Source organism: Janthinobacterium sp. Bl 1 (assembly GCF_058215535.1).
This window is the reverse complement of the sequence record NZ_CM177086.1, coordinates 2,804,068-2,827,312: the sequence shown is the minus strand read 5'-3', so window position 1 is coordinate 2,827,312 and position 23,245 is coordinate 2,804,068. Positions and strand designations below refer to the sequence as shown.

The 23,245-nt window shown below is 63.2% G+C and carries 28 protein-coding genes; 22 read left to right on the top strand and 6 right to left on the bottom strand.

The features are described from left to right. The first annotated feature begins 4 nt into the window (after positions 1-4). From AC4BCN_RS12890 to AC4BCN_RS12860, 7 genes are read left to right on the top strand one after another with little or no spacing between them, the layout of a single operon-like run. Positions 5-469: a flagellar basal body-associated FliL family protein gene (locus AC4BCN_RS12890; protein ID WP_317617251.1), complete on the top strand. Its 465-nt coding sequence runs from the start codon at positions 5-7 to the stop codon at positions 467-469. Positions 470-502: 33 nt separating this feature from the next. Next, positions 503-1,246, top strand: coding sequence for a FliA/WhiG family RNA polymerase sigma factor (locus AC4BCN_RS12885; protein WP_046684903.1), 744 nt, complete (start codon positions 503-505; stop codon positions 1,244-1,246). Between the two features lie 56 nt (positions 1,247-1,302). Then, positions 1,303-2,217: a flagellar motor stator protein MotA gene (gene motA, locus AC4BCN_RS12880; RefSeq protein ID WP_034757817.1), complete on the top strand. Its 915-nt coding sequence runs from the start codon at positions 1,303-1,305 to the stop codon at positions 2,215-2,217. Next, complete coding sequence (locus AC4BCN_RS12875) at positions 2,144-3,205, top strand: flagellar motor protein MotB (RefSeq protein WP_128139624.1); 1,062 nt, start codon at positions 2,144-2,146, stop codon at positions 3,203-3,205. The genes motA and AC4BCN_RS12875 overlap by 74 nt, the downstream gene beginning before the upstream one ends. Positions 3,206-3,221: 16 nt before the next feature. Continuing rightward, the gene (gene flgM / locus AC4BCN_RS12870; RefSeq protein ID WP_034757812.1) at positions 3,222-3,512 is read left to right on the top strand and encodes a flagellar biosynthesis anti-sigma factor FlgM; all 291 of its coding nucleotides are present in this window, start codon (positions 3,222-3,224) and stop codon (positions 3,510-3,512) included. After that, positions 3,509-3,949 (top strand): flagellar export chaperone FlgN, encoded by a 441-nt coding sequence (flgN, locus tag AC4BCN_RS12865; RefSeq protein WP_139092662.1) that lies wholly within the window; start codon positions 3,509-3,511, stop codon positions 3,947-3,949. Before flgM ends, flgN begins: the two co-directional genes overlap by 4 nt. After that, positions 3,936-4,688, top strand: a complete 753-nt coding sequence (locus AC4BCN_RS12860) for a glycoside hydrolase family 73 protein (RefSeq protein ID WP_490493469.1) — start codon at positions 3,936-3,938, stop codon at positions 4,686-4,688. The genes flgN and AC4BCN_RS12860 overlap by 14 nt, the downstream gene beginning before the upstream one ends. Before the next feature lie 5 nt (positions 4,689-4,693). Here the strand turns inward: AC4BCN_RS12860 and flgA are convergent, their stop codons facing one another. Next, positions 4,694-5,314 (bottom strand): flagellar basal body P-ring formation chaperone FlgA, encoded by a 621-nt coding sequence (gene flgA / locus AC4BCN_RS12855; protein WP_252866966.1) that lies wholly within the window; start codon positions 5,312-5,314, stop codon positions 4,694-4,696. 281 nt (positions 5,315-5,595) lie between these two features. Between flgA and flgB the strand changes: the two genes are divergently transcribed. The 13 genes from flgB to AC4BCN_RS12790 all read left to right on the top strand — a co-directional run bounded on the left by flgB (position 5,596) and on the right by AC4BCN_RS12790 (position 16,707). Then, the gene (gene flgB, locus AC4BCN_RS12850) at positions 5,596-5,958 is read left to right on the top strand and encodes a flagellar basal body rod protein FlgB (protein ID WP_034758109.1); all 363 of its coding nucleotides are present in this window, start codon (positions 5,596-5,598) and stop codon (positions 5,956-5,958) included. Between the two features lie 8 nt (positions 5,959-5,966). Continuing rightward, complete coding sequence (gene flgC / locus AC4BCN_RS12845) at positions 5,967-6,383, top strand: flagellar basal body rod protein FlgC (RefSeq protein ID WP_034757795.1); 417 nt, start codon at positions 5,967-5,969, stop codon at positions 6,381-6,383. 3 nt (positions 6,384-6,386) lie between these two features. Further along, the gene (locus tag AC4BCN_RS12840; protein WP_230518683.1) at positions 6,387-7,040 is read left to right on the top strand and encodes a flagellar hook capping FlgD N-terminal domain-containing protein; all 654 of its coding nucleotides are present in this window, start codon (positions 6,387-6,389) and stop codon (positions 7,038-7,040) included. Between the two features lie 58 nt (positions 7,041-7,098). Next, positions 7,099-8,277 (top strand): flagellar hook protein FlgE, encoded by a 1,179-nt coding sequence (locus tag AC4BCN_RS12835; RefSeq protein ID WP_490493468.1) that lies wholly within the window; start codon positions 7,099-7,101, stop codon positions 8,275-8,277. A gap of 26 nt (positions 8,278-8,303) precedes the next feature. Next, the gene (locus tag AC4BCN_RS12830) at positions 8,304-9,032 is read left to right on the top strand and encodes a flagellar basal body rod protein FlgF (protein WP_230518685.1); all 729 of its coding nucleotides are present in this window, start codon (positions 8,304-8,306) and stop codon (positions 9,030-9,032) included. 32 nt (positions 9,033-9,064) lie between these two features. Beyond that, positions 9,065-9,853, top strand: a complete 789-nt coding sequence (flgG, locus tag AC4BCN_RS12825) for a flagellar basal-body rod protein FlgG (RefSeq protein WP_170846442.1) — start codon at positions 9,065-9,067, stop codon at positions 9,851-9,853. 11 nt (positions 9,854-9,864) lie between these two features. Beyond that, positions 9,865-10,527, top strand: a complete 663-nt coding sequence (gene flgH / locus AC4BCN_RS12820; protein WP_230518686.1) for a flagellar basal body L-ring protein FlgH — start codon at positions 9,865-9,867, stop codon at positions 10,525-10,527. A gap of 9 nt (positions 10,528-10,536) precedes the next feature. Beyond that, on the top strand, positions 10,537-11,649 hold the full coding sequence (locus AC4BCN_RS12815) for a flagellar basal body P-ring protein FlgI (protein WP_034757769.1): 1,113 nt from the start codon (positions 10,537-10,539) through the stop codon (positions 11,647-11,649). Beyond that, positions 11,646-12,041 carry a rod-binding protein gene (locus tag AC4BCN_RS12810; protein WP_490493467.1) on the top strand — a complete coding sequence of 132 codons (396 nt, stop codon included), beginning with the start codon at positions 11,646-11,648 and terminating at the stop codon, positions 12,039-12,041. Before AC4BCN_RS12815 ends, AC4BCN_RS12810 begins: the two co-directional genes overlap by 4 nt. A gap of 81 nt (positions 12,042-12,122) precedes the next feature. Next, positions 12,123-13,484 (top strand): flagellar hook-associated protein FlgK, encoded by a 1,362-nt coding sequence (gene flgK / locus AC4BCN_RS12805; RefSeq protein WP_139092667.1) that lies wholly within the window; start codon positions 12,123-12,125, stop codon positions 13,482-13,484. A 10-nt stretch (positions 13,485-13,494) separates the two neighbouring features. Then, the gene (gene flgL, locus AC4BCN_RS12800; protein ID WP_490493466.1) at positions 13,495-14,406 is read left to right on the top strand and encodes a flagellar hook-associated protein FlgL; all 912 of its coding nucleotides are present in this window, start codon (positions 13,495-13,497) and stop codon (positions 14,404-14,406) included. 5 nt (positions 14,407-14,411) lie between these two features. Then, complete coding sequence (locus tag AC4BCN_RS12795; RefSeq protein WP_139092669.1) at positions 14,412-15,455, top strand: hypothetical protein; 1,044 nt, start codon at positions 14,412-14,414, stop codon at positions 15,453-15,455. A gap of 151 nt (positions 15,456-15,606) precedes the next feature. Next, positions 15,607-16,707 (top strand): glycosyltransferase family 9 protein, encoded by a 1,101-nt coding sequence (locus AC4BCN_RS12790; RefSeq protein ID WP_490493465.1) that lies wholly within the window; start codon positions 15,607-15,609, stop codon positions 16,705-16,707. Here the strand turns inward: AC4BCN_RS12790 and AC4BCN_RS12785 are convergent. Both AC4BCN_RS12785 and AC4BCN_RS12780 read right to left on the bottom strand, forming a co-directional pair. Next, positions 16,692-18,866, bottom strand: a complete 2,175-nt coding sequence (locus AC4BCN_RS12785) for a putative bifunctional diguanylate cyclase/phosphodiesterase (RefSeq protein WP_490493464.1) — start codon at positions 18,864-18,866, stop codon at positions 16,692-16,694. The genes AC4BCN_RS12790 and AC4BCN_RS12785 overlap by 16 nt on opposite strands. 108 nt (positions 18,867-18,974) lie before the next feature. Next, entirely contained in the window at positions 18,975-19,424 is a 450-nt protein-coding gene (locus tag AC4BCN_RS12780; RefSeq protein ID WP_490493463.1) for a hypothetical protein, read from the bottom strand. Between the two features lie 182 nt (positions 19,425-19,606). Between AC4BCN_RS12780 and AC4BCN_RS12775 the strand changes: the two genes are divergently transcribed. After that, positions 19,607-20,074 carry a PACE efflux transporter gene (locus AC4BCN_RS12775; protein ID WP_034757742.1) on the top strand — a complete coding sequence of 156 codons (468 nt, stop codon included), beginning with the start codon at positions 19,607-19,609 and terminating at the stop codon, positions 20,072-20,074. Here AC4BCN_RS12775 and AC4BCN_RS12770 read toward each other — a convergent pair. Continuing rightward, entirely contained in the window at positions 20,050-20,931 is an 882-nt protein-coding gene (locus AC4BCN_RS12770) for a LysR family transcriptional regulator (RefSeq protein ID WP_490493462.1), read from the bottom strand. The genes AC4BCN_RS12775 and AC4BCN_RS12770 overlap by 25 nt on opposite strands. Before the next feature lie 70 nt (positions 20,932-21,001). Between AC4BCN_RS12770 and AC4BCN_RS12765 the strand changes: the two genes are divergently transcribed. Continuing rightward, positions 21,002-21,205 (top strand): DUF3460 family protein, encoded by a 204-nt coding sequence (locus tag AC4BCN_RS12765; protein ID WP_034757739.1) that lies wholly within the window; start codon positions 21,002-21,004, stop codon positions 21,203-21,205. A 132-nt stretch (positions 21,206-21,337) separates the two neighbouring features. Here the strand turns inward: AC4BCN_RS12765 and AC4BCN_RS12760 are convergent, their stop codons facing one another. Then, positions 21,338-22,087 (bottom strand): YcbK family protein, encoded by a 750-nt coding sequence (locus tag AC4BCN_RS12760; RefSeq protein ID WP_374106846.1) that lies wholly within the window; start codon positions 22,085-22,087, stop codon positions 21,338-21,340. Between the two features lie 100 nt (positions 22,088-22,187). Beyond that, positions 22,188-23,024 carry an EAL domain-containing protein gene (locus AC4BCN_RS12755; RefSeq protein ID WP_490493461.1) on the bottom strand — a complete coding sequence of 279 codons (837 nt, stop codon included), beginning with the start codon at positions 23,022-23,024 and terminating at the stop codon, positions 22,188-22,190. Positions 23,025-23,245: the final 221 nt, after the last annotated feature.

Sequence of the window (23,245 nt, the reverse complement as noted above, 5' to 3'; positions counted from 1 at the left end):
GAAAATGAAACTGATAGCCGGCTTTGTCGGCGTGGCCGTGCTGGCCGCCGGTGCGGCTGGCGGCGCCATGTGGTATCTGGCCAAGCCGGTCGCCGGCCATGCCGATGCCGCCGAAGCGAAAGCCCCGCCACCGCCGGCTACGGGCAAGAAGGCGCGCAAGTTCCTCACGCTCGACAAAGTCATCGTGATGCTGCGCCGCGGCCCCGGCGAAGGCGAAACGCATTATCTGTCGGCCGACCTGGTGATTGCCACCACCGAGGAAAAGGAAAAACTGACGAAGGACCACTTGCCGCTGATGCGCTCGATCGCCGTCAGCACCCTGTCGAGCTTTCCGCTGGACAAGGCGCAGACCATGACCGTGGAGCAATATGCCGAGCAGATCAACAAGGCCTTCAACGTCAGCTACGAGCGCGAACAGATGGAAAAACCGTTCACCGAAGTCATGGTCGGCAAGCTGATCATTGAATAAGCCAACACGCCAGCCGACCTAGTGGGAGATCCCTTGGCCTATGTAGAGCAATACCAGGAAGCGTACGGCGCCGGCGAATATGCCGCCGCCAGCGCTTGCGCGGCCGTGCTCAGCGTTGCCGAAGAGCAACAACATCTGGTGGCGTACTCCCCTTTGGTGAAACGCATCGTGCGCCAGCTCAATTCGCAGGTGTCGGGCGCCATCGACCGCGACGACATGGAACAGATTGGCCTGATGGGCTTGCTCGAAGCCTTGCGCCGCTACGGCGTGCCGGACCAGTCTTTCGGCAGCTATGCCAGCCTGCGCATCCGCGGCGCCATCCTCGACGAACTGCGGCGCCAGGACTGGCGTCCGCGCGCCGTGCGCCAGGAAAGCCACCGCCTGCGCGACAGCGTGCGCGCCCTGACCCGCCGCCTTGGACGCGAGCCGCTGGACGCGGAAATCATGGCCGCCCTGAAGCTGACGCCGGAAGCCTTCCAGGAATATCAATTGGCGGAAAACGCCGAGCTGATCGCCAGTTTCGACGAAGTGCTGCAGGAAAGCCTGGGACAGGCTGACAGCGCACCGAGCCCGGAAGAGCAATTGATGGTGCGGCGCAGCCTGGAGCAGGCGCTGCGCGCGCTGGACGAACGCGAGCAGCGCGTGATCCAGATGTATTACGAATTCGAACTGAGCTACAAAGAAATAGCCGCCGTACTGGACCTGAGCGACGCCCGCGTCTGCCAGCTCAACAAGACGGCGCTGGGCAAGATGAAAGCCATGCTGCAAGACGCATAAGTTTCAGCACTATCCATCAAATTGACGCAGCACAATGACGCAGAAAGGCAGTTGACATGGTAATTATCGGTATCTTAATCGTGATGGGGTGTGTATTCGGAGGCTTCGCCCTGATGGGCGGCACCGTCCACGCGATCTGGCAACCGGTCGAGCTGATCATCATCATCGGCGCCGCCGTCGGCGCCCTGGTGCTGGGCAACCCGAAGCATGTACTCGGTGAAATGCTGCACCAGATGCGCAAGATCGTCACGCACAAGAAGCAAGGCTCGGAATTCCAGCGCCAGTTGCTGCTGCTGATGTATGAACTGCTGCAAACGGCCGCCGGCGGCCTGAAGGCGCTCGACGCCCACGTCGAGGCGCCGCGCGAAAGCGCCCTGTTCCAGCGCTACCCGCTGGTGCTGGAAGAGCCGAAACTGCTGGCCTTCATCGTCGACAACTTCCGTTTGATGGCGATGGGCAAGATCAACGCGCATGAACTCGAAGGCGTGCTGGAGCAGGAACTGGAAGCCATCCACGATGAATTGCTGCAACCGTCGAAGTCCCTGCACAAGATCGCCGAAGCGATGCCCGGTTTCGGTATTCTGGCCGCCGTTCTCGGTATCGTGATGGCCATGAATTCCGTGGCCGACGGCGCCGATGCGGCGGAAATTTCGGAAAAAGTGGGTGCCGCCATGGTCGGTACCTTCATCGGTATTTTCTTCTGCTACGGCGTGCTCGATCCGATGTGCAACATGATGAAGCAGCTGGTGGGCGAGGAAGGCTCGACCATGGAGTGCGTGAAGGTCGTGCTGGTCACGCACGTGGCGGGCAAACCGCCGCTGCTGGCCATCGATGCGGGCCGCCGCCTGGTGCAGCTGAACATCAAGCCGAGCTTCGCCCAGCTGGAAAGCTGGATCAATGCGCTGGAAGATGGCGGCGCCGAACAAGAGCAAGGCCAAGGCCGGGGAGGCCGCCGTGCTAAAGCCGCATGAGAAACATGAACAGGCCATCATCAAGCGTGCGGGACGCAAGCACGACGACGATGGCCATGGCGGCGCCTGGAAAGTAGCGTTCGCCGACTTTTGCCTGGCCCTGCTGTCGCTGTTCCTCGTGTTGTGGCTGATGGCCGCGCGCGAGCAGCAGGCGATGAAGGAAATCATGATGGATGCGTCGGCCAGCAGCCGCCAGGGCGAAGGCCAGGGCGTCATGCCGGAACAGAGCGGCGGTACGCGCGGCAGCCTGATCGAGCGCTTCCCCATGCCCCGCAAGGGTTCGGGCGATACGCGCACGGAAGGCAAGCAGATGCAGGACGGCAAGGCCGGCGCCGCGCCGCAAAACCAGACCAAGGTCAGCTACCAGTCGCCGGAAGACTTGCTGTCGCTGTCGCGCGCGCTCGACAAGCTCAGCGACGAAGCTGGACTGAAGAGCAACCTGCAATCGGTGATCACGCCGTACGGCTTGCGCGTCATGCTGCACGATACGGACAAGCAAGGCATGTTCGTGCGCGGCAGCGCCGTGCCGACCGACCGTTTCCGCAAGCTGCTGCGCCAGATGGGCCCCGTGTTTGCGCAAATGGAAAACCAGATGCTGATCGTCGGCCACACGGACTCGATGCAATACGCCAATACCGGCTATGAAGGCTTTTCGAACTGGACCCTGTCGGCCAACCGCGCCATGTCGGCGCGCGCGCAATTGTTGATCGGCAGCATGAGTCCGGACAGCGTGCTGCAAGTGGTGGGCATGGCCGACCGCGCGCCGCTGGACGTGAAAAATGCCAGCGCCGGCATCAACCGCCGCATCGAACTGTTAATATTGACGCGTGGCCAGGCCGACAGCATCGCCGCCATGTTCGGCATGGCCGGACAAAAGCCGCAAGGCGACGAATTGCAGGTGGGTGAACCGGACTCCGGTACCCTGCAACGGCTGCGCGAAAAACTGGGCCTGCCCGCAAAGAAAGATCGGGACGAGCATGCAAATTAAGGGCAAGGGACAACGTATGAAAATCTCCTCCGGCAATACCGGTGCTGCCGTGCGCAGCAGCGCCGTCGCGCCTGCCGAGGCGATCGCCGAGAACGCGGGCGCCGCAGGCGCCATGGGCGGCTCGTCGGCCGGGGCGGAACTGCAATCGGCCGTGCTGCAACCGGCCATGGCCGCCCTGCGCGCCATGCCCGAGATCGACCATGAAAGAGTGGCCATGCTGCGCGATGCGCTGGCCAAGGGCGAATTGCCGTTCGATCCATCGAAACTGGCAGGCTTGATCCAGCGTTTCCACGGCGGTGAATCGTGACCGCGCCGCGCAAGGGCATCACGCGCCAGGAAGCCGTGCGCCGCGTGCTGCAAGGCATGACGGAGGACCGCGCCGGCTATGCGGCCCTGCAAACCTTATTGGAAGAGCAATTCCAGGCTACCTTGCACCACCAGAGCACCCGGCTGACGGCGCTGGCCGACCAGGTCGTCGCCGCCGTCGAACCGCTCGATGCGCGCCGCCGCCAGCGGGTCAGCCTCGTCACTGCCCTGCTGGGCCCGCAAGGCGATATGGCGCAATTGTTTGCGATGTTGCAAGAAGACGCGCGTACGACCGCCCAGCGCGACTGGGCCGCGCTCGAGCAGATGGTGCTCGAATGCAAGCGCCTGAACGCCCGCAACAGCGATTTATTAACAGAGCAGTACAGCATCATGCAGCGCGTGCTGCATGGCGAGGAAGATACGTATGCGCCAGGCTGATTTCCTGACCACCCGCGCCACGGCGGCGACGCCATCGACGGCGCCCACCTCCGCTGTGCAGAGCAATATGCGCTCCACCGACGCCACCGGCTCCAGCGGCAGCTTCAGCAGCGTGTTCCGGCAAGTGCAGGGCGAAGTGGCCCGCTTCATCGAACAGGGCGGCGGCAACGCCACCAGCCTGAGCCCGCAAGGACGCGCCTATCTGGAGCAAAGCCATCCCGTCAATGTGCTGGGCAGCATCAACCAGGGTGGCGAGATCGGCGAAACGCAGCAGCAATTCCTCGCCTCGATCAAGCCGTGGACGGAAGAAACGGGCGCACGCCTGGGTGTGGCGCCGGAAATCGTCGCCGCCCACGCGGCGCTGGAATCGGGCTGGGGCCAGCGTCCGCTGCGCCAGGGCACGGGCGCGGACACGAATAATCTGTTCGGCATCAAGGCCGGCGGCAAATGGCAGGGCGACGTGGCCAGCAACATGACCACCGAGTACGAAGCGGGCAGCGGCACGGCGCTGAAGAAAACCGAGCGTTTCCGCAGCTACCCGGACCAGGCCAGCGCCTTCCGCGATTATGCGCAAGTGCTGCTCGACAACCCACGCTACCGCGCCGCCCTGAACACGGGCGCCGACGCGGGTGCCTTCGCGCAAGGTCTGGCGCGCGGCGGCTATGCCACCGATCCCAACTACGCCGCCAAGCTGACGCAGCTGGCGACACGTCTGCAGCGCACGGCCGCCGCAGACTGATCTCCTTAACGGCCGGGAATATCGGCCGGTTCCACCACGCCCGCATCGACCACCCTGGCGCGTATCACCGTGCCGCTGGTGGCGTTGCGCACGCGGATCACCTCGCCCAGCGCGCCCGGATCCATCGCTTCGCCGGCCATGCTCACTTCCACCTGTTCCTTGCGCGCCACGATGCTGACCGCACTGCCCCGCTTGATCAGCACGGGCGACGCCAGCTGCCCCTGGCGCAGCACTTCGCCGGCACGCAAGCTGCGCCGGCTCGACAGGCCAATCGCGCCGGGCAAGGAAGCAATACTGTCCGGCACCATCGTCACGTCGCGCCGCGCCAACGTTACGTCGCCCGATTGCAACGGTGTATTGGCCGTGACGGGCACGCTGGTAACGGCCACCTGGGCCGTGATGCTGCCGCGTGCCAGCATTTCGTAACGCCAACCGTTGCTTCCAGGACACACCGCGACAAAGCGCATGCGCTGCGCCGAGCGGCTGTCCGCCGTCTCCAGCGCCACGGGCGCCGCGCACGCTGGCACGGGGCGCGTGCTTTTCACGACGGTCACCTGAAACTGGGGTTCCAGCAGCCCCGCCTTGTCTGCCTGCTGCGCCAATTGCTCACGCGCCAACTGTTCCACACGTGAAAATATATTGTCGGCTGGCAATTCTGCGCGACCTGCACTACTATATAGGCTGGCCAGTAAAAAGAGGCCTGGAAGCAGTATTTGACGACATTGCGCCTTGTTCCACATCACGAAATAGTTCTCAAAGTAAATCATTGCTAACCTTAATCAAAGATACTGAAGCGGCATGACCTTACCATGCGTCAACATGACCTGGCTGAGATTTTACCTCTGCACCACCTGTTTTCTGGCCCGAACCGCAAAAAGCACGATCGAATTCAACACAAAGGATGACCATGGGGATTAATTTCAAGGATGCGCTGGGCGTGCACGCCGATGCACTCGCGCTGCGTGCCGACCGTACACGCGTGCTGGCGGCCAACATCGCCAATGAAAACACGCCCGGCTTCCAGGCCATGGACATGGATTTCGGCAGCGCCCTGCAACAGTTGCAGGACAACGAGGCCGGCCTGCTGTCGACCGATGACGATGCGAGCGCCCTGTACCGCGTCCCCTACCACCCTAGCCGCGACGGCAATACCGTCGAAATCGGCGTCGAGCAGGCGGCATTCTCGCAGAATGCCACCGACTTCCAGACCAGCCTCACTTTCGTCAACATGAAACTGAAGGGTCTGTCCAAGGCCATTTCCGGACAATAAGGATCAGCATGAGCTTCCAGGATATTTCCAAGATCGCCGGTTCGGCGATGGCTGCGCAAACCGTGCGCCTCAATACCATCGCCAGCAACCTGGCCAATGCCGATTCCGTTGCCGGTTCCGAAGGCGAAACCTATCGCGCGCGCAAACCCGTGTTTGCGGCCGTGATGGATGGTCCTGGCGCCAGCGGTGCCGGCGGAAGAGTACAGGTGCTCGACGTGGTGCAAAGCGACGAGCCCCTGCGCAAGGTGTACGAGCCGGGCCACCCGATGGCCAATGCCGATGGCATGGTGTTCTACCCCAACGTCAACCAGGTAGCCGAGATGACCGACATGATGTCGGCGTCGCGCGCCTTTGAAACCAATGTCGAAGTTCTGGGCCGCATCAAGTCGATGCAGCAATCGCTCCTCAAATTAGGTGAAGCATAATCCATGGAAACCAATCTCTTTACAAACAATACCAGCGGCAGCGGCAGCAACAGCAATGCAGTCAAGTCGCAAAGCAATGCCACCCAGGATATGTTCACCAAATTGCTGGTCGCCCAGATCAAGAACCAGGATCCCCTGGCACCGACCGATCCGAGCCAGTTCGTCAATCAATTGACGCAGCAGGCGCAGACGGAAGCGATGCAAAACCTGTCGGCGCTGACCAGCGCCAATGCCAGCGTGCTGCAATCGATGCAAGTACTGGCGCTGGGTGCGCAAGTGGGTTCCGAAGTGATGGTCAACAGTGAAACGGTGCAGCTCGACAAGAGTAAGGTCAGCGGCAGCATCGCGCTGGCCGCCAGCACCACCAAGACCACGGTGACCCTGAAAGGGCTGGACGACAAGGAATACAAGATCGAACTGGGCGCCAAGTCGGCCGGCACGGTGCCGTTCACCATCGATCCCGTGGCCTTGGGCTTGCCTGCCGGTACCTACAGCATGAAGGTCACCACCAGCGGCGCCGAAAAACCATCGGTCGATATCGCAGGCAAACTCAACAGCGTGCGCCTGTCGTCCGGCGGCAGCATGATACTGAGCGTGTCGAACCTGGGCGAAGTCAACCCTGGCGCGATCACCGGCTTTAACGGCAAGACGGCCTGATCCGCTCGCCCCTTCGTTTCTTGCACACTAATCTCGTCCTTCACTAAAGGAAATCAACATGAGTTTCGACATCGCCCTGTCCGGTATCCAGTCCATCAACCAACAGTTGAACAGCACCAGTAACAATATCGCCAATGCCGGCACCTACGGTTTCAAGAGCAGCCGCGCCAACTTTTCGGCCATGTACGCCGGTTCGCGCGCCACGGGTACGGAAATCGGCTCGATCACGCAAAGCATGTCGCTCAATGGCGGCGTGCTGAACACGGGCCGCGCGCTCGACGCAGCCATCGATGGCCGCGGCTATTTCGTCGCGCGCGATGCGCAAAACACCATGAGCTACAGCCGTGTCGGTATCTTCTCGGCCAGCAATGAAGGCAAGCTGATCGACTCGAACGGCCGCCTGGTACAGGGTTACGTCGCCGTCAAGGGCAGCACCACCCTGGGCACCATGGGCGACATGAACATTCCAACGGGCCAGATTCCCGCAGAGGCGTCGACCAAGCTGGCGTATGCCGCCAACATGTCGTCCGAATGGACCATCAAGGCCGTGCCCTTCAACAAGACCAACGAACTGAGCTACAACAGCGCCAAGTCCTCGATCGTCTACGATTCGCTGGGCGCCAAGCACTCGCTGGGCCAGTACTTCGTCAAGACGGCAACGGGCGTGGATGTGCACTACACCTTCGACAACGCCGATGTGACGCCGGTGACGAGCATGACCTTCGACACGAATGGCAAGCTGGTGACCGGCACGGCCGCCACGCCAGTGCTGCCGACGCCGGCTGGCGCCGCAGCGCTGACGGTCGCCATCGACTACACGGGCACCACCCAGTACGCGGGCGAAGCGACGACCTCGACCGACCGCGCCGACGGCTATGCCTCGGGCACCTACACGGGCGTGGAACTGGCCGATGACGGCTCCGTCGTGGCGAAATACACGAACGGCCAAAAGCAAAGCATCGGCGTGATCGCCCTGGCCACCTTCCCCGACGAAGGCGCGCTGACGGCCGTCAACGATACCAGCTGGGTCGCTTCGACCTCGTCCGGCACCGCCATCTATGACCGTCCGGGCGTCGGCATGGCCGGCAAACTGGTGACGAGCTCGCTGGAACAGTCGAACGTCGACATCACTTCCGAACTGGTGGGCCTGATGACGTCGCAGCGTAATTACCAGGCCAACTCGAAGGTCATCTCGACCGAGAACGCCATGCTGCAATCGCTGATGCAAGCGCTGTAATCCACGATACGCAAAGGTAAAGAGCAATGGATGCGCTGATTTATACCGCCATGAGCGGGGCCGACCGTGCCCTGCGGGCACAGCAGGTACACGCCAACAATCTGGCCAATATCGAGACGGGCGGCTTTCGCGCCAATCTGGAAGTGTCCACTGCCCAGCCGCTGCAAAACGGCTATGGTTACGACGACCGCCACATGACGCAGACGCAGTCGAGCGCCATCGGCACGCGCACGGGCGCCATCAAGGAAACGGGACGCGAACTCGACGTGGCCGTCACGGGTCCCGGTTTTCTCGCGGTGCAATGGCAAAACGGCGAAGCCTACACGCGCGCCGGCGCCATGGACCTCGATGAAACGGGCGCGCTGACCATCAACGGCCGGCCCGTGCTGGGCGAAGGCGGACCCATCACGATTCCCGAGCACACCAGCCTGTCGATCGGCGGCGATGGCACGATTTCCATCCAGGTGCCGGGCACCGCGCAAATGCAGACCGTCGACAAGCTCAAGCTGGTCAATGCGGAATCGGGCGAGCTGACGAAGAACGAGGCAGGCCTGATCGTGGCGCGCAGTGGCGAAGACTTGCAGGCCGACCCGGCGGTACGCCTGCGCGACCGCCATCTGGAAGGCAGCAACGTCTCGGCCGTCGAGGAAATGGTCGCCACCATGAGCCTGAACCGCAGTTTCGAGATGCAGATGAAAATTTTCAAGGCCAGCGACGCGATGACTGAGTCCGGCAACCGCCTGCTGGGCGCCTAAGCCCAACGCCAACCAATTACCAGGAGTACATCATGAATCCAGCAATGTGGATCAGCAAGACCGGCGTGCAGGCACAAGATGCCAAACTGCAAGCCATCGCGAATAACCTGGCCAACGTCAATACCGTTGGCTTCAAGCGCGACCGCGTCGTCTTCGAAGACCTGTTTTACCAGGTCGAGCAGCAGCCGGGTACGCAGCGCGCCGACAATACCCTCTCGCCATCGGGCGTACAGCTGGGTAACGGCACCCACATGGTGGGCACGCAAAAGGTGTTTACCACCGGCAGCCTGCAAACGACGAGCCGCGAATTCGACGTCGCCATCACCGGCAACGGCTTTTTGCAAGTGCTGCGCCCGAACGGCGAAGCGGCTTACACGCGCGCCGGCCAGTTGAGCCTGAATGAAAACGGCGTGATGGTCAACGCCCAGGGCCTGCCGCTGGTGCCGCAGATCACCGTGCCGAACAACGCCACGGCGATCACCATCGGCGAAAACGGCATGGTCACGGCCACCGTGCCGGGCAATGTCGCCGGTACCGAACTGGGCCAGTTGAACCTTTCCAGCTTCGTCAACCCGACGGGCCTGCTGGCACTCGGCGAAAACCTGTTCCAGGAAACGGCATCGAGCGGCACGCCGACGGAAGGCCGTCCCGGCGAAGGCGCCTTGGGCAAGCTGAAGCAGTTCGCGCTGGAAGGCTCGAATGTGCAGGTGGTCGAAGAGATGGTCGACATGATCGCTGCCCAGCGCACCTATGAAATGAACACCAAGGTGCTGTCGGCCGCCGACAATATGCTGCAATACCTGGCGCAAGCGGCACGCTGATGACAGCCGCCATGAAAGCCACGGCCGCCATGCTGCTGGTGTTGATGGCCGGTTGCGCCAGCCAGCCGATGGCGCCCCTGGCGCCCAGCTTTTCCGATACGCCGCTGCCCGTGGCACCGCGCAGCGCTGCGCAAGGCGGCGTGGGCGGCGGCGTCTTCAATCCCGACGCGGGCCTGGCCCTGACTTCCGACAGCCGCGCCTTCCGCGTCGGCGACGTCGTCACGGTGGCACTGCAGGAAACCACGCAGGCCAGCAAGAAGGCGGGCACCTCGTTCAACAAGGGCTCGTCCGTCGGCGTGCAGGCGGCCAATCTCCTCGGCAAGACCTTCCCCAAGACGGGCATCGACCTGTCGGCCGACCGCAACTTCGCCGGCGACTCGACCAGCACGCAGCAAAACGCGCTATCCGGTGCGATCACGGTGATCGTGCAGGAAGTGCTGCCGAACGGCTTGCTGCGCGTGCAGGGCGAGAAAACCCTGACCCTGAACCAGGGCGAGGAATTCGTGCGCCTGCGCGGCTACCTGCGCGCGGCCGACATCGATTCGAACAACCAGGTGTCATCGTTGCGCATTGCCAATGCGCAGATCGCCTATTCCGGCCAGGGCACCCTGGCCGAAGCCAACAAACCAGGCTGGCTGACGCGCTTCTTCGTCGGCCCATGGATGCCGTTTTAAGGTGAGCTCATGAAATTTCGTTCCGCCCTGCCCCTGGCAGCCATGCTCGCTGCCTTGTCCGGCTTTGCCCTGCCCGCCAGCGCCGCGCAAGTGCTGCGCAACCTGGTCAGCATCGAGGGCGTGCGCGACAACCCGCTGGTCGGCTACGGCCTCGTCGTGGGCCTGAACGGCAGCGGCGACACCACCCAGGTCAAATTTTCCAGCCAGTCCGTGGTCAACATGCTCAAGCAGTTCGGCGTGAAGATGCCGGATGGCGCCGAATCGAAAAGCAAGAACGTCGCCACCGTCATGGTCAGCGCCGTATTCCCCCCGGGATACCGCCGTGGCCAGGCCATCGACGTCACCGTCTCGTCGCTTGGCGATGCGAAAAGCTTGCGTGGCGGCACCTTGCTGCTGACGCAATTGCGCGCGGCCGACAATGAAACGTATGCGCTGGCGCAAGGCAACGTCGTCGTCGGCGGCTTGAACGCCACGGGCAAGAGCGGCTCGTCCGTCACCGTCAACACGCCCACCTCGGGACGCATTCCCAACGGCGCCAACATCGAGCGCGAAATCCTCAGCGATTTCTCGACCAAGCCGACGGTCACCCTGAACTTGCGCCACCCGCATTTCGAGACGGCCATCAATATCGTCGAAGCCGTCAACCGCCGCTTTGGCGCCGTCGCCACCACGCGCGACGCCACCAGCGTGGAAGTGCTGGCGCCGGAAAACCCGACCCAGCGCGTGGCCTTCATGGCCAAGCTGGAAGCGCTCTCCGTCGACGTCGGCGTCGATACGCCGAAAGTGGTGTTCAATTCGCGCACCGGCACCGTGGTCATCGCCGAAGGCTTGCGCGTGAAGGCGGCCGCCGTCACGCACGGCTCGCTGAAAGTGGTCATTTCCGAAAGCTCGGCAGTAAGCCAGCCGGCGCCGTTCGGCCGCGGCCAGACCACCGTCACGCCGCAATCGAAGGTGTCCGTCGACCAGGGCAACGGCAATATGTTCAAATGGCCGGCCGGCGCCAAGCTGCAGGCCATCATCGACGTCGTCAACAGTCTGGGCGCTTCGCCCGATGACATCATGGCAATTTTGCAAGCCCTGGACCAAGCCGGGGCCATCGAAGGCGAACTGGTGGTTATATGATGCTTAATATCAACGACAGCAGCAGCGCCCTGCCCTCGGCGCTCGACGACCGCTCTCCCGCAGCCGCCACGCCGGCCGATCCCCGCTATGCGGCCAAGGCCACCGAGGCGGCCGTCAAGTTCGAAGCCTTTTTCATCTCGCACATGCTGCGCCAGATGCGTTCGGGCACGCGCGAGATGGCGGGCGAAGACAGCGTCTTCAAGGACCCGGTCAACAGCGACATGCTGGAAATGGCCGACAACCTGGTGGCCGACAAAATGGCCGGCCAGCGCGCCTTCGGCATCGCCGACGCCATCCTGCGCCAGTTGCTGCCGGCGGCCAGCGCCCCCGTGGCAGCCAAAAGCGCCGCCAAGACCGACAATATTGCAACGCCGCTTAATAAATCCGTCTGAAGTGTCGCCTGTACAAGGTAACAAGGACTCAATGCCCGCCCACCCGCACGCGCCACACTCTTCACGAAAGAAACTTGCCCAATGAGCATCATCAGCAATGCATTGTCAGGCAGCATCGCCGCCCAGGCCGCACTCAATGCGGCCAGCCAGAACATCGCCAACCTGCAAACGGCGGGCTACACGCGTCAGGGTGTGCTGCTGTCATCGCTTGGCGCCACCGCCGGTGTGCGCTCGGCCGGCAATGGCGTGGAAGTGTCCGCCCTGCTGCGCTTTGCCGATGCTTATAAAAGCCAGCAAATGTGGCGCGCCGCGTCCGACCAGGGCGCCCGTTCGCAGACCCAGCCTTACCTGACCCAGCTCGAACGCGTGATGGGCGACGATGCGTCGAGCATCAGCAATGGCATCGACGGTTTCTTCAAGGCCCTGAACGCGGCCGCCGTCGACCCGACGTCGACGCCGCTGCGCCAGCAGATCGTCACCTCGGCCGACGCCATGGCGCAGCGCTTCAACAGCATCAGCACCGTCATGGGCAACCAGTTGCTGTCGCTGCAGCAGCAACGGGCAGCGATCGTGCCGCAAGCTAATACCGCGCTGGCCAATATCGCCGCGTTGAACCAGCGCATCAGCACCTCCACGGCGTCTGGCACGAATGTGTCGTCGCTGATGGATGCGCGCGACCAGCTGATCGATGGCCTGGCGGCGCAAATGGGCATCGAGGTACTCGACCAGCCGGATGGCTCGCGCAATGTTTCGCTGAAGTCGGGCCAGCCGCTCGTCATCGGCAGCCTGGCTGGCACGCTGACCAGCAGCATGACGAACACGGGCGACCAAACCCTGAGCCTCGATTTCGCCAAGTCCTCGTACACGCTCGATCTGGTCGCCATCGGCGGCCAGATGGGCGGCCTCGGCGAATTCGAGAAAAATACCCTGAAACCGCTGCAACAGTCGCTGCAAGACATGGCTACCCAATTGACCAGCAAGGTCAACGCGCAGCTGGCGCTGGGAACAACCATGGCCGGCACTCCCGGTGCCCCACTGCTGGCCTACGCGAATGGCAAGCTGAGCATTACCCCGGGCTTCAACGCCAAGGACCTGGCCTTGTCGCTGACGGGCCAGGCTGGCGACAGCGGCAACCTGCAGAAATTGATCGACATCAAGAATCAACCGATCACCGTGAGCTGGGTGGGTTCCGTCCTGATGAGCGACGCGGACACGCAGCTTGTCGGCAAGCTGGCTATCTACAGCCAGCAGAACCAGTCCTTGCTGAAGACGGCCAACACGGTGCGCGCGCAAGCGATCGACGACTGGAAATCCACGAGCGGCGTGAACAAGGACGAGGAAGCAATGAACCTGGTCGAATTCCAGAATATGTACCAGGCAAACATGAAAGTCATTTCCGTGGCGAATACCTTGTTTGATGCCACTTTGCAAATGATGGGTTAAGGAGAAGATCATGCGTATCGCCAGTAGTCAGTACCAATCGCTGATCAATATTTCGCTTCAGCAAAACCAGGAACGCATCAATTACCTGACCCAGCAGATGGCCTCGGGCTTGCGCATCCAGCTGCCATCGGACGATCCGATCGGCAACGTGCGCATTTCTCGCCTGACGCGCGAGCAAGCCATGGTCTCGCAATATCAGGACAATATCGCCACGGTGAAAGTGCGCCTGCTGAAAAACGAAAACTACCTGTCGAGCATGGTTACCGACATGGGCCAGGCGCGCGACCTGCTGGTGTGGGCGGCCGACGGCAGCAATGCCCCCGACGATCTGAATGCAATGACGCAATCGCTGGTCGCCATGCGCGACAGCGTGCTGTACACGGCCAATCTGAAGGACCAGGAAGGCCGCTACATGTTTTCCGGCACCGCTACCGACCAACCGGCGATCAAGTACGACGCGACGGCGGCTGCCGGTTCGCGCTACAGCTACATCGGCAACACCGACACGCAAACCGTGGTGGTGGGCAATGGCGTGACGCAGGCGGCCAACGTCGACGTGAAGAACCTGGAAGTATGGCTCAACAAGATCGACCAGGTCATCACCACCCTTGGCACCCCGGGCGTCAGTCCGAACGACCCGGCCGTGCGCGCCGTGGTGGGCGCAGGCCTGAACGGCACGGATGACGGCATGGATCTGCTCTCGGGCAAGATCGCCATCTTCGGCGGCGCGCAGAACATTCTGTCCACTTTGTCCGGCAACCTGGCCAATGTGGCGCTGTCGAATACATCGGCCTTGTCCGATTTGAAAAAAACCGACATGGGCGCGGCCGCCATCGAACTGACCGGCTACCAGACTGCCCTCCAGGCAACATACAAGGCATACGCCAAGGTTGGCACCATTTCCCTGTTTGATCTTCTCTGACCATCATGCAAATCGTTCAGACCTCCTCCTCTTCCGGCGTCAATGCCAAAGGCGCCGGCACAGCCCGCGCCGTCGATGACGCGTCCGCCGCCATCAACGGCAGCGCCAGTGCGCGCAGCGATGCGCCAGCGGCGAAGAGGTCGACGGCGAGCCTGCAACGTGGCCTGAGCAACTGGGATCACCAACTGCAGGGGGAGATTTCCAACGCGCAGCAAACACTCGACTACCTGGAACGCAGCAGCAGCCAGTTGCAAGCGCTGAAAAGCGAACTGGCGGCCAAGCTGGCCGCGCGCCAGGGCCGCGAAGGGCAAGTCGAGGCAAGAGTACGCCAGTTCAGCAATACCTGGCGCCAGCGCGCCAGCGCCTCGGGCGGCACGCTCGACGCACAGCTCAGCTATACCAGCCCGCAAGCGGCACAGCAAAACTTCAGTATTCGCGGCCTGACCATGGCCAGCCTGCAGGAAGGCCCGCAGGAAGTGCTGGCGTTTTCCGTCGGCGGCGCGAACCAGGCCTTGCGCTCGGTCAATATCGAACCTGGCCTGAGCACGAACGAAATCGTCTCGCGCTTTGACCGCGCTTTGATGCCATCGGGCATCGGCGTCAAGCTGGGCGAAAATGGCGAACTGGTGTTCAGTACGTCGGAAGCGGCCTGGGCCAACGTGCGCGACAGCCTGTCCGTGCGCGGCAGCGGTATCCGCTACCCGACCGGCCAGATGAGCCGCGTGCGCACGGATGCGGAACCGGCCGCCATCGCCCCGGAAGAATGGAATACCGGCGACGTGGAAGCCCTGCGCGCCACCTTGCAACAAGTGGTGCAGGCGCTGGCGCAGTTGCAGGCGGCGCGCAGTTCCGTCAGCCTGGCCCTGGCGCAAGCAACAGGACGGGTTGCCCGCGCGCAACCGGTGCAAGTGAACGTCAGCATGGATACCCTGGCGGAAAACTTCACGCAAAAGGCCAGCGAACCCGGCTATGAATCGCTGCTGGCAATCAGCTCGGCATTGGTCGGCATCAGCCGCGAGAGAGTCGTCGCCCTGCTGGGCCTGGAATAACCGCTTCCTGCGCGTGCGCCGCCCTGGCGCACGCGGCAATAATAGGGGCATGCCCCTCTTGCCGATGACAGAGCCTATCCGTAAGATGCTGCTGTCGCTGGCTGATTCACCAATACGCCGGCGCATCCCGTCATCCACCTCCGGAGTTCCATTGATAAAAACCGCCGCCCGGCTGATCAGCTATGCCCTGCTGGGCAAATCCGGCAAGCAGCCCCTCGATATCGCCAAGGTGCGCAAGGTGCTGATTTTGCGCAACGACAAGATCGGCGACATGATCGTCACGTCGGCCCTGCTGCGCGAACTGAAAAAAAACTATCCGCACTGGCAGATCGACGTGGCCGCCAGCAGCGCCAACCGCGATGTCATCGCCGACAACCCGCATGTGAACGAGATCCTCATCTGGGACAAGCAGCCGCTGCTGCGCGACTTGCGCACCACCATCGCCGACCTGCGCCGGCGCCGCTACGACGTCATCTTCAACCCCTACAACCGCTTTTCGATTCCCTTGCTGCTGCGTATCAAATGGCTCGGTGCGCGCTATTTGACGGGCTTTGCCATTCCCAAGTACGGCACCTCGACGGCGAAGCTGGGCATGTTCGACCATACGGTACAGTGCGATCGCAGCCGCCACATCCTGCACAGCTTTTTCGCCACGTTCGAGGAGTTTGGTCTGCGCGACATCGATATGCGCTATGAACTGTTCGGCGTGGATGCGCATGCGGCACGGGTCGACGCCGCCTGCGACAGCCTGCTGCGCACCCATGAAGGCTTGTTCTGCCTCAACTTCCAGGGCAGCAATGCGCAACGCACGGTCAGCGTGGCCGATGCACAGCGCTGCTGCGCCGCCCTGGCGGCACGCTATCCGCACCATGCACTGCTGGTGATCGCCGCGCCGGGCACCGAGGCGCGCGCCGCCGAGATCGTGCGCGGCGCCGGCCATGCCAACGTGATGAGCGCGCCGCCCACCGGCCACATCCTGGAGCTGGCGGCCCTGATACGCCGCTGCGAGCTGGTGCTGTCTCCCGACACGTCGGTGATCCACATCGCTTCGGCGTATGACAAGAAAATCGTCGGCTACTACATCCGCACCGACAACTACCGCTGGTTTTATCCAGCCAGCCGCCATTACCGCGTCATCCTGGCGCCCGGTCTGACCCTGGCCACCGTCAGCGATGCCGAAACCGTGGCCGCCGTGGAACAACTGATGGAGGGCGCCGGCCCGGCGCAGGAGACAGTTCAGGCCGCCGACTGAGATGCCAGCAGGCGGTCCATCTGCCCCACCGGCAGCGCGCGGGAAAAGAAATATCCCTGCGCATAGTCGCAGCCGGCGGCGCGCAGCAAATCGCGCTGCGACGCCGTCTCCACGCCTTCGGCCACGACTTTCAAGCCCAGGCGCTGCGCCAGGGCAATGATCGCCTCGCACAGGCCCTGCCCCGCGCCATCGCCTCCCAGTTCGCCGACCAGCGAACGGTCGATCTTGAGAAAGTCGATATCGGCCTTCTGTATGCACGCGAGCGACACCTGGCCGCTGCCGAAATCGTCGAGCGCCAGCGCCAGGCCCATGGCGCGGAACTGGCGCAGCCGGTCGACCACCTGGCGCGCTTCGTCGAGCAGTACCGCTTCCGTTGTTTCGATGACGATGGCGCCCGGCGCCAGGCCCTGGCGCGCCAGATGCCCGCCCCAGTCCTGGTACAGCGCGGCGTCGCAGCGAAATTCCACGGCCGACTTGTTGATGCTGATCTGGAACGCGGTGCCATGCTCGTCCTGCCACTGCCGCGCCTGGCGCACGACCTGGCGAAACACCCACTCGCCGATATCGATGATCAAGCCGTTCGCCTCGGCAAAGCCGATGAAATCGGCGGGTGCCAGCAAGCCGCGCAGCGGATGACGCCAGCGCAACAGCGCCTCGGCCCGCTCGATGCTGCCATCGCACAGGCGGATGATGGGCTGGTAATGGACTTCGAACTGGTCCTGCGCCAGCGCCAGGCGCATTTCGCGCACCGTGCTGCGGCGCAATTCGGCCGCCTGCTGCAATGCCGGCGTGAAATAACTGTAGCCGTTGCGCCCCGCGCTCTTGGCCGCATACATGGCCTGGTCGGCATGCCGCAGCAAGGTGTCCGGCGACTCGGCGTCGGCCGGATACAGGGCCACGCCCACGCTGGCCGACACTTGCGCCGTGTCGCCGTCGAGCACGAACGGCAGGGCCAGCGCGGCCGTCAATTCCTGCAGCACGCGCTCGATGCCGCCCAGCTGCCCCACGCCTGCGAGGATGACGGTGAACTCGTCGCCGCCCAGGCGCGCGACCGTGTCGGTGGCGCGCACCCGCTCGCTGATGCGCCGCGCCGCCTGGCGCAGCAGCATGTCGCCCTTCTCGTGGCCGAGGCTGTCATTCACCTGCTTGAAATGGTCGAGGTCGATGAACAGCAGGGCCAGGCAAGCGCCCTCGCGTTTGGCATGGGCCGCCTCGTGCTGCAAGCGGTCGAGAAACATGTGGCGGTTCGGCAAGCCCGTCAGCTGGTCAAAATTGGCTTGCCGCCAGATGCGCTCGGACGCGGCGCGCTGCGCCGTGATGTCGCTGACCAGCGCCAGCGCCCCCAGGTAGGTGCCGCTGGAGTCGAAGATGGGATTGGTGGCCAGGGTGGCCCACAAGGTGCTGCCGTCGCGCCGCAGGAACTTGAATTCGTGGCGTTCGACGATGCCGTCCTGGCGCCGCGCGATGTTGCGCTCGAGGATGGCGCGCCCCTCCTCATCCATGAAGGCCGCCAGCGGTTGGCCCAGCATATCCTCAATCTGGCAATCGAGCATGTGCGCCATCTTCGGATTGACAAAGCTGGTCAGCGCCTGCGCATCGATTTCCCAGATGCCTTCCTCGGCGCTGTGCACGATGCGCCGGAAGCGCTCTTCGCTGCGTTCGAGCGCGGCCAGCTTGCCCTCGGCTTGCTCGAGCACCAGGCGCAGCGCCTGGCCGTTCGGGTCGGCGCTGCCCAGCAGGCTGACGGGCAAGCCCGCCTCGCGCACGCCGGGACGCGGCGGGGGCAGTTGCACCTGCAGCTGGATACGCTCGGGCTCGCTGCTATTGAGCACGCGCTCCACGAACTGTTCGTAATCGCGGCGGAACGCCTCGTGCACAAAAGAACGGAACAACACGTGGCCGGGACGCCCGCGCGCCAGGCCGAACAGTTCGGCCGCCACCAGGTTGACCTGCAGGATCACGCCATCGAGGCCCAGCACGAAATAGGCGACGGGCGCCAGCAGGTATAAATCGTTGAAATACGCTTGTTCGCGTTCGGCCTTCATCCGTTCCGGACTGAAGACGCCATCGTCAAGCAGGGGCGCGACATGCCGCGGCACGCCGTCGTGGCCGGGCGGGGAGGAATCCAGAGCAGGTACCGCTTGCGGTGGTGTATCCATGGCTGTCCTTTGCACGGCCGCCCTGGAAAACAGGTGGGTGCAGTAGCGAGACTAGCACGCGCCACGCACAGTGTCGAGCCATGGATGCCGTTTCCGCAACAAGGCCGCTCAGCGGCCCAGCCCCATACCGCGCCGGCGCAAGCCGAAATCATGGCCGACCACCAGCAAAGTACTAGCCACCAGGCTCGACAGCCCGACGATCAGCTGGATCAGCTTATCGTCGGGCAAGACCCACAAGGACGAGTCCGGCGCCTCGCAGCCAGTGGCCGCGCTGATCAGCGGCGACACCCAGGCCGCGTCCGGCGTGACGTCCAATACGACGGCGCCATCGGCGCTCGTCTGCATATAGATATCGCCCCCTTCGGCCAGGGTAAAGCAGATGCCCACGCCCGTTTCCGTGGCGCGGATATTGTCCTGCATGCTGCGGTTATGTTCCTCGATCCACACTTCCACGTCGTACGGCGTTTCCAGGTGTTCCCACGGACGGGGACGGAAACGGGGACGTTCTTCCTGGCTGGCGGGGGTATCGGGGATGTTGCTGTCTGCTGCGCCTTGCATGCTCGTTGACCTTTTCTGCGGTGATGCGGCGGGACCGGTTGCCCGCCAGCCGCCATTATCCACCGTTCGCGGGGCGCATGGTATTCCCACGCTGAATCGATCAGAAAAACTGACAGCTATCGACTTCAAACATCAGCACACCTGACTTAAAATGGCCACCATCTCTTCTTTACAGGCTTTACATGCAAGGCATCAAACGAAAAATCGTCTACGTCACCGCCTTTGAAATCATCGGCATGGCCATTTCCACGGCCTGGCTGACCCTGCTTTCGGGCGAATCGCCCACCAGCACGGGACCGCTGGCGATCATGATCACCACCATCGCCGTGATCTGGAACCTGCTCTACAACACGGCGTTCGAATATTGGGAAATCCGCCAGGTATCACGCACGCGCACCGTCTGGCGCCGCATCCTGCATGCGATCGGCTTCCAGATCACCCTGGTCATCTACCTGATCCCGTTGATCGCCTGGTGGCTCGACATCAGCCTGTGGCAAGCGTTCGTGCTCGATTTCGCGCTGATGCTGATCATCCCGTGCTACAGCTTCATCTTCAATTACTTCTTCGACGGCCTGTTCGGCGTGCCCCTGTCGGCGCAGCAGCCGAAGGAAGAGCCAGCGAATGTTCAGGCCGCTTCGCTGAGCAACTGAAGAAAGGACCGCGCCGCCATGCCCAGCGGCCGGTCCTTCATCCACACGAGGTGGATGGGCACGACGAGGCCATTGCCCGTATTCTTGAACGCCACGCAGCGCACCCGCCCCGCCGCCAGCGAATCCTTGATGGCCGAGGCGGCAAAGTTGCCCCAGCCTAGTCCCGCCTCCACCATCGATAACGCCATCGGCAAACTGTCCGTGCGCCAATAGGACAGCCCCACCACGGGGCGCGCATCGGCCAGGTCGAGTTCGCGGCTGGCGACGATGATCTGGCGCAAATTCACCAATTCCTCGATATACAAGGGCCGCCCCGCCACGTCGGGCGGATGCTGGGTGGAGATAATCGCCAGCAAGGCATCGCTGCCCACCAGCTGGAACTGTTCTTCGTGATTGATGCGTCCGCCAGCGAAAGCCATGCAGGCACTGATGCGGCCCCGGTGCAGCATGTCGAGCACATCGTCCTGCGGCGCCGTCAGCACTTCGATGTCGAGCAGCGGATGACGCTGCGACAGCGCGCGCACGGCGGCCAGGAAGGGCGTATGGTCGAGCTCGGCCGCGATGCCCAGCGAAATGCGGCTTTCCAGTCCCTGCGACAACTCCTGCACGTGCAGGTGTAACTGCTTCAACTGCTCGGCGATCAGGCGCGCATGGGGAAGCAGCGCCGTGGCGGCCGGCGTAGGCACTGCTTCGCGCGCGCCCCGGTCGAACAGGGCGATGCCCAGTTCCGCCTCGATATTGGCCATCGCCATGCTGACGGCCGATGGCGCCCGCCGCAAGGTGCGCGCGGCGGCCGAGAACGAGCCGCCGTCGACGACGGCCAGGAACAGTTCGATGTTATGGCTGGACAGTTTCATGGGGAAAGTGGAAAGTGCGGCACTTTTGCGCGCAAGGGCGGTCAAAAGGAAAAACCATGGGAGGACGCGCATGCGCCATCGACTACCTTACCGCCGCAGCGGCTATGTCTCGGACTTTACCCGCTTTATCGACGGCTATCTGCAGACGCACCCGGAAGTACTGGAAAGCCAGCGCCGCGGCTGGCGCATCTGGTGGGAGCGCCCGGCCAAGCTGCGCGAACTGGAACTGATCCACGCCGACAGCGTGCCGGAGCCGCCCTACCACTACGACTAAAAACGCCTGACCAAACCTACTGCGCGGTGCGCCTTGCGGCCTGCGATGCTCGCCGTACCTTCGTACGGCTGCGCGTCTCGGCCACAAATCACTACCGCTCGCGACGGTTTTGTCAGGTGTTTAATCTTTCGTTTAACCTTTCCAGACGCGCTGCAATCCGGTATCCGCATGAATCCAGCCACCACGCGGGCCGTTGCGGTAATAAAAGCCCACGCCGCCCTGCTTGAAGCTGCGCACGAGCGAGCCGAGCACTTCCGCGTTCAGATTCGCCACGCGGATGTCGGCGGCGCGGCCCGAGATGTGCAGCGACTGGCGCGCGGCCGGCACGCCCGCTTCGCGCAGGCGGCTGTTCGACTCGGCCGTGCGGTAGCCCGACAGGATCTCCAGCGGCTGCTCGATGCCGTAACGGGCCACGAACGCTTGCGTGCCCCACAGGGTTTCCAGCAGTTTCGGGTCGATCGGCGCCGTCTTCTTGCCGTTCACGTCGCGCAGCAAGTGGCACAGTTCCTGGTAGGCAGAATCGATGACTTCGCCATCTTTCCAGTACAGCAGCTTGGCCTTTTCATTGCTGGCCGGGCGCACCACTTCCAGGGTGCGGGGCTTGAGCCAGAATTCCAGGTCCAGCGCCTGCGCGTCGAAGATATCGGGAGGCGGTTCCATCTCGGTGATGGCCTGGCGCGACTGCGACGTGATCGAGCGGTCGACGCTGGCCAGTTGCGTCGGCTGCGGTGGCACGGCCGTGCGCGGCGCGCGCGGCTTGGCGCTGGCCGAAGCCGACGCAGGAGCGGCCGTGCGCGAGGCGCAGCCGATGAGAGGGGTGGCTACCAGGCCCAGCGCGGCCAGGCCCATACCGTGATGTAGAAAATTTCTGCGCGATGCCATAGTCAGTCCAATTTAACGATGGGAATACTATAGCGTATTGTGCTGCGAAGAAAAACCCTCCGTGCCTATCGTGTCGCCCTCATTTCAGGTATTGGGCGCCCTATGCGGCGGCAGCGACGGACGCGACGCCTCCTTTCGCCTGCGCCAGCGCCGTCAAAGGCTTGTCGAGCAGATAACCCTGGGCCACGATGGGCAAGCCCGTGATGGCGGCGATGCGCTGCAGCGCGGCCAGCGCCGGCGGCGTGTCGAGGCGCTTGAAGATGACGCGGATTTTCGCCGCATGGCACACGGTGACGAAGCTGGCGACGGCCTGCTCGTCGCTGAGGTTGCCCGCATCGAGCTTGAACGCATGCGGGTGCAAGCGCTCCAGCATGCCTGTTGCTTCCTGCACGCTGGCCACGTTGATGGCCAGGCGGAAACCGTTGCGCCGGTAATTGTCAGCCACATAGTTGAGCAGCCAGCCCTGGTTAGTCGTGACCGTCGGCAATTGCAGCACGATGCGCTCGATGGGCAAGCCCAGCGCGTCGAGGATGCGCTGGAAGGCGTGGCCGTGATTGCTGCTGACGGCGCTTAGTAGGCGGTCGTGCACGTTCAGGTACAGGTCCGACTGCTCCGCTTCGCCCTGGCGGAAGAAATTGATCGCGTGCAGCATGCGGCACAGCCGGTCCAGCTCCACGGATTCGTCGTCGCTGGCCGCGTGGTCAAGCAAGCGCCACAGCGACAAGCCCTCGTCCGCCTTCGACACGCTGCGCGCCAGGCCCTCGAACGCCACCAGCTTGCCGCTGCCCAGTTCGCGCAGCGGCTGGAAGGCGCTCGTCATGGTGCAATTGAAAAAGCGCCCCAGCGCCCTGCCCTCCCCGTCGAGCCAGACGCTGGTGCCGGCCTGGGTTTGGTGCGACAGGCGGGCCAGGTAATTTTTCAGGACGGGAAATGGCATACGTGCTCCTTCATCGGGCTGCGCCGGCTGCCCTCGTGGGGAAGACGGCGCCAAAGTGTGCAGACTAAGGCAGCGCAAAGCAAAGGAGAACGAATGGTTTCGCCATTTGATATGCGCCCAGCACATAAGGGATGCGACGGCCAGCGCATAACGATAGTCGGAAACATTCGTTCCCGCGCCCGGCACCCGCCTTTACTGTGGGCATGTACCGATACCATCAG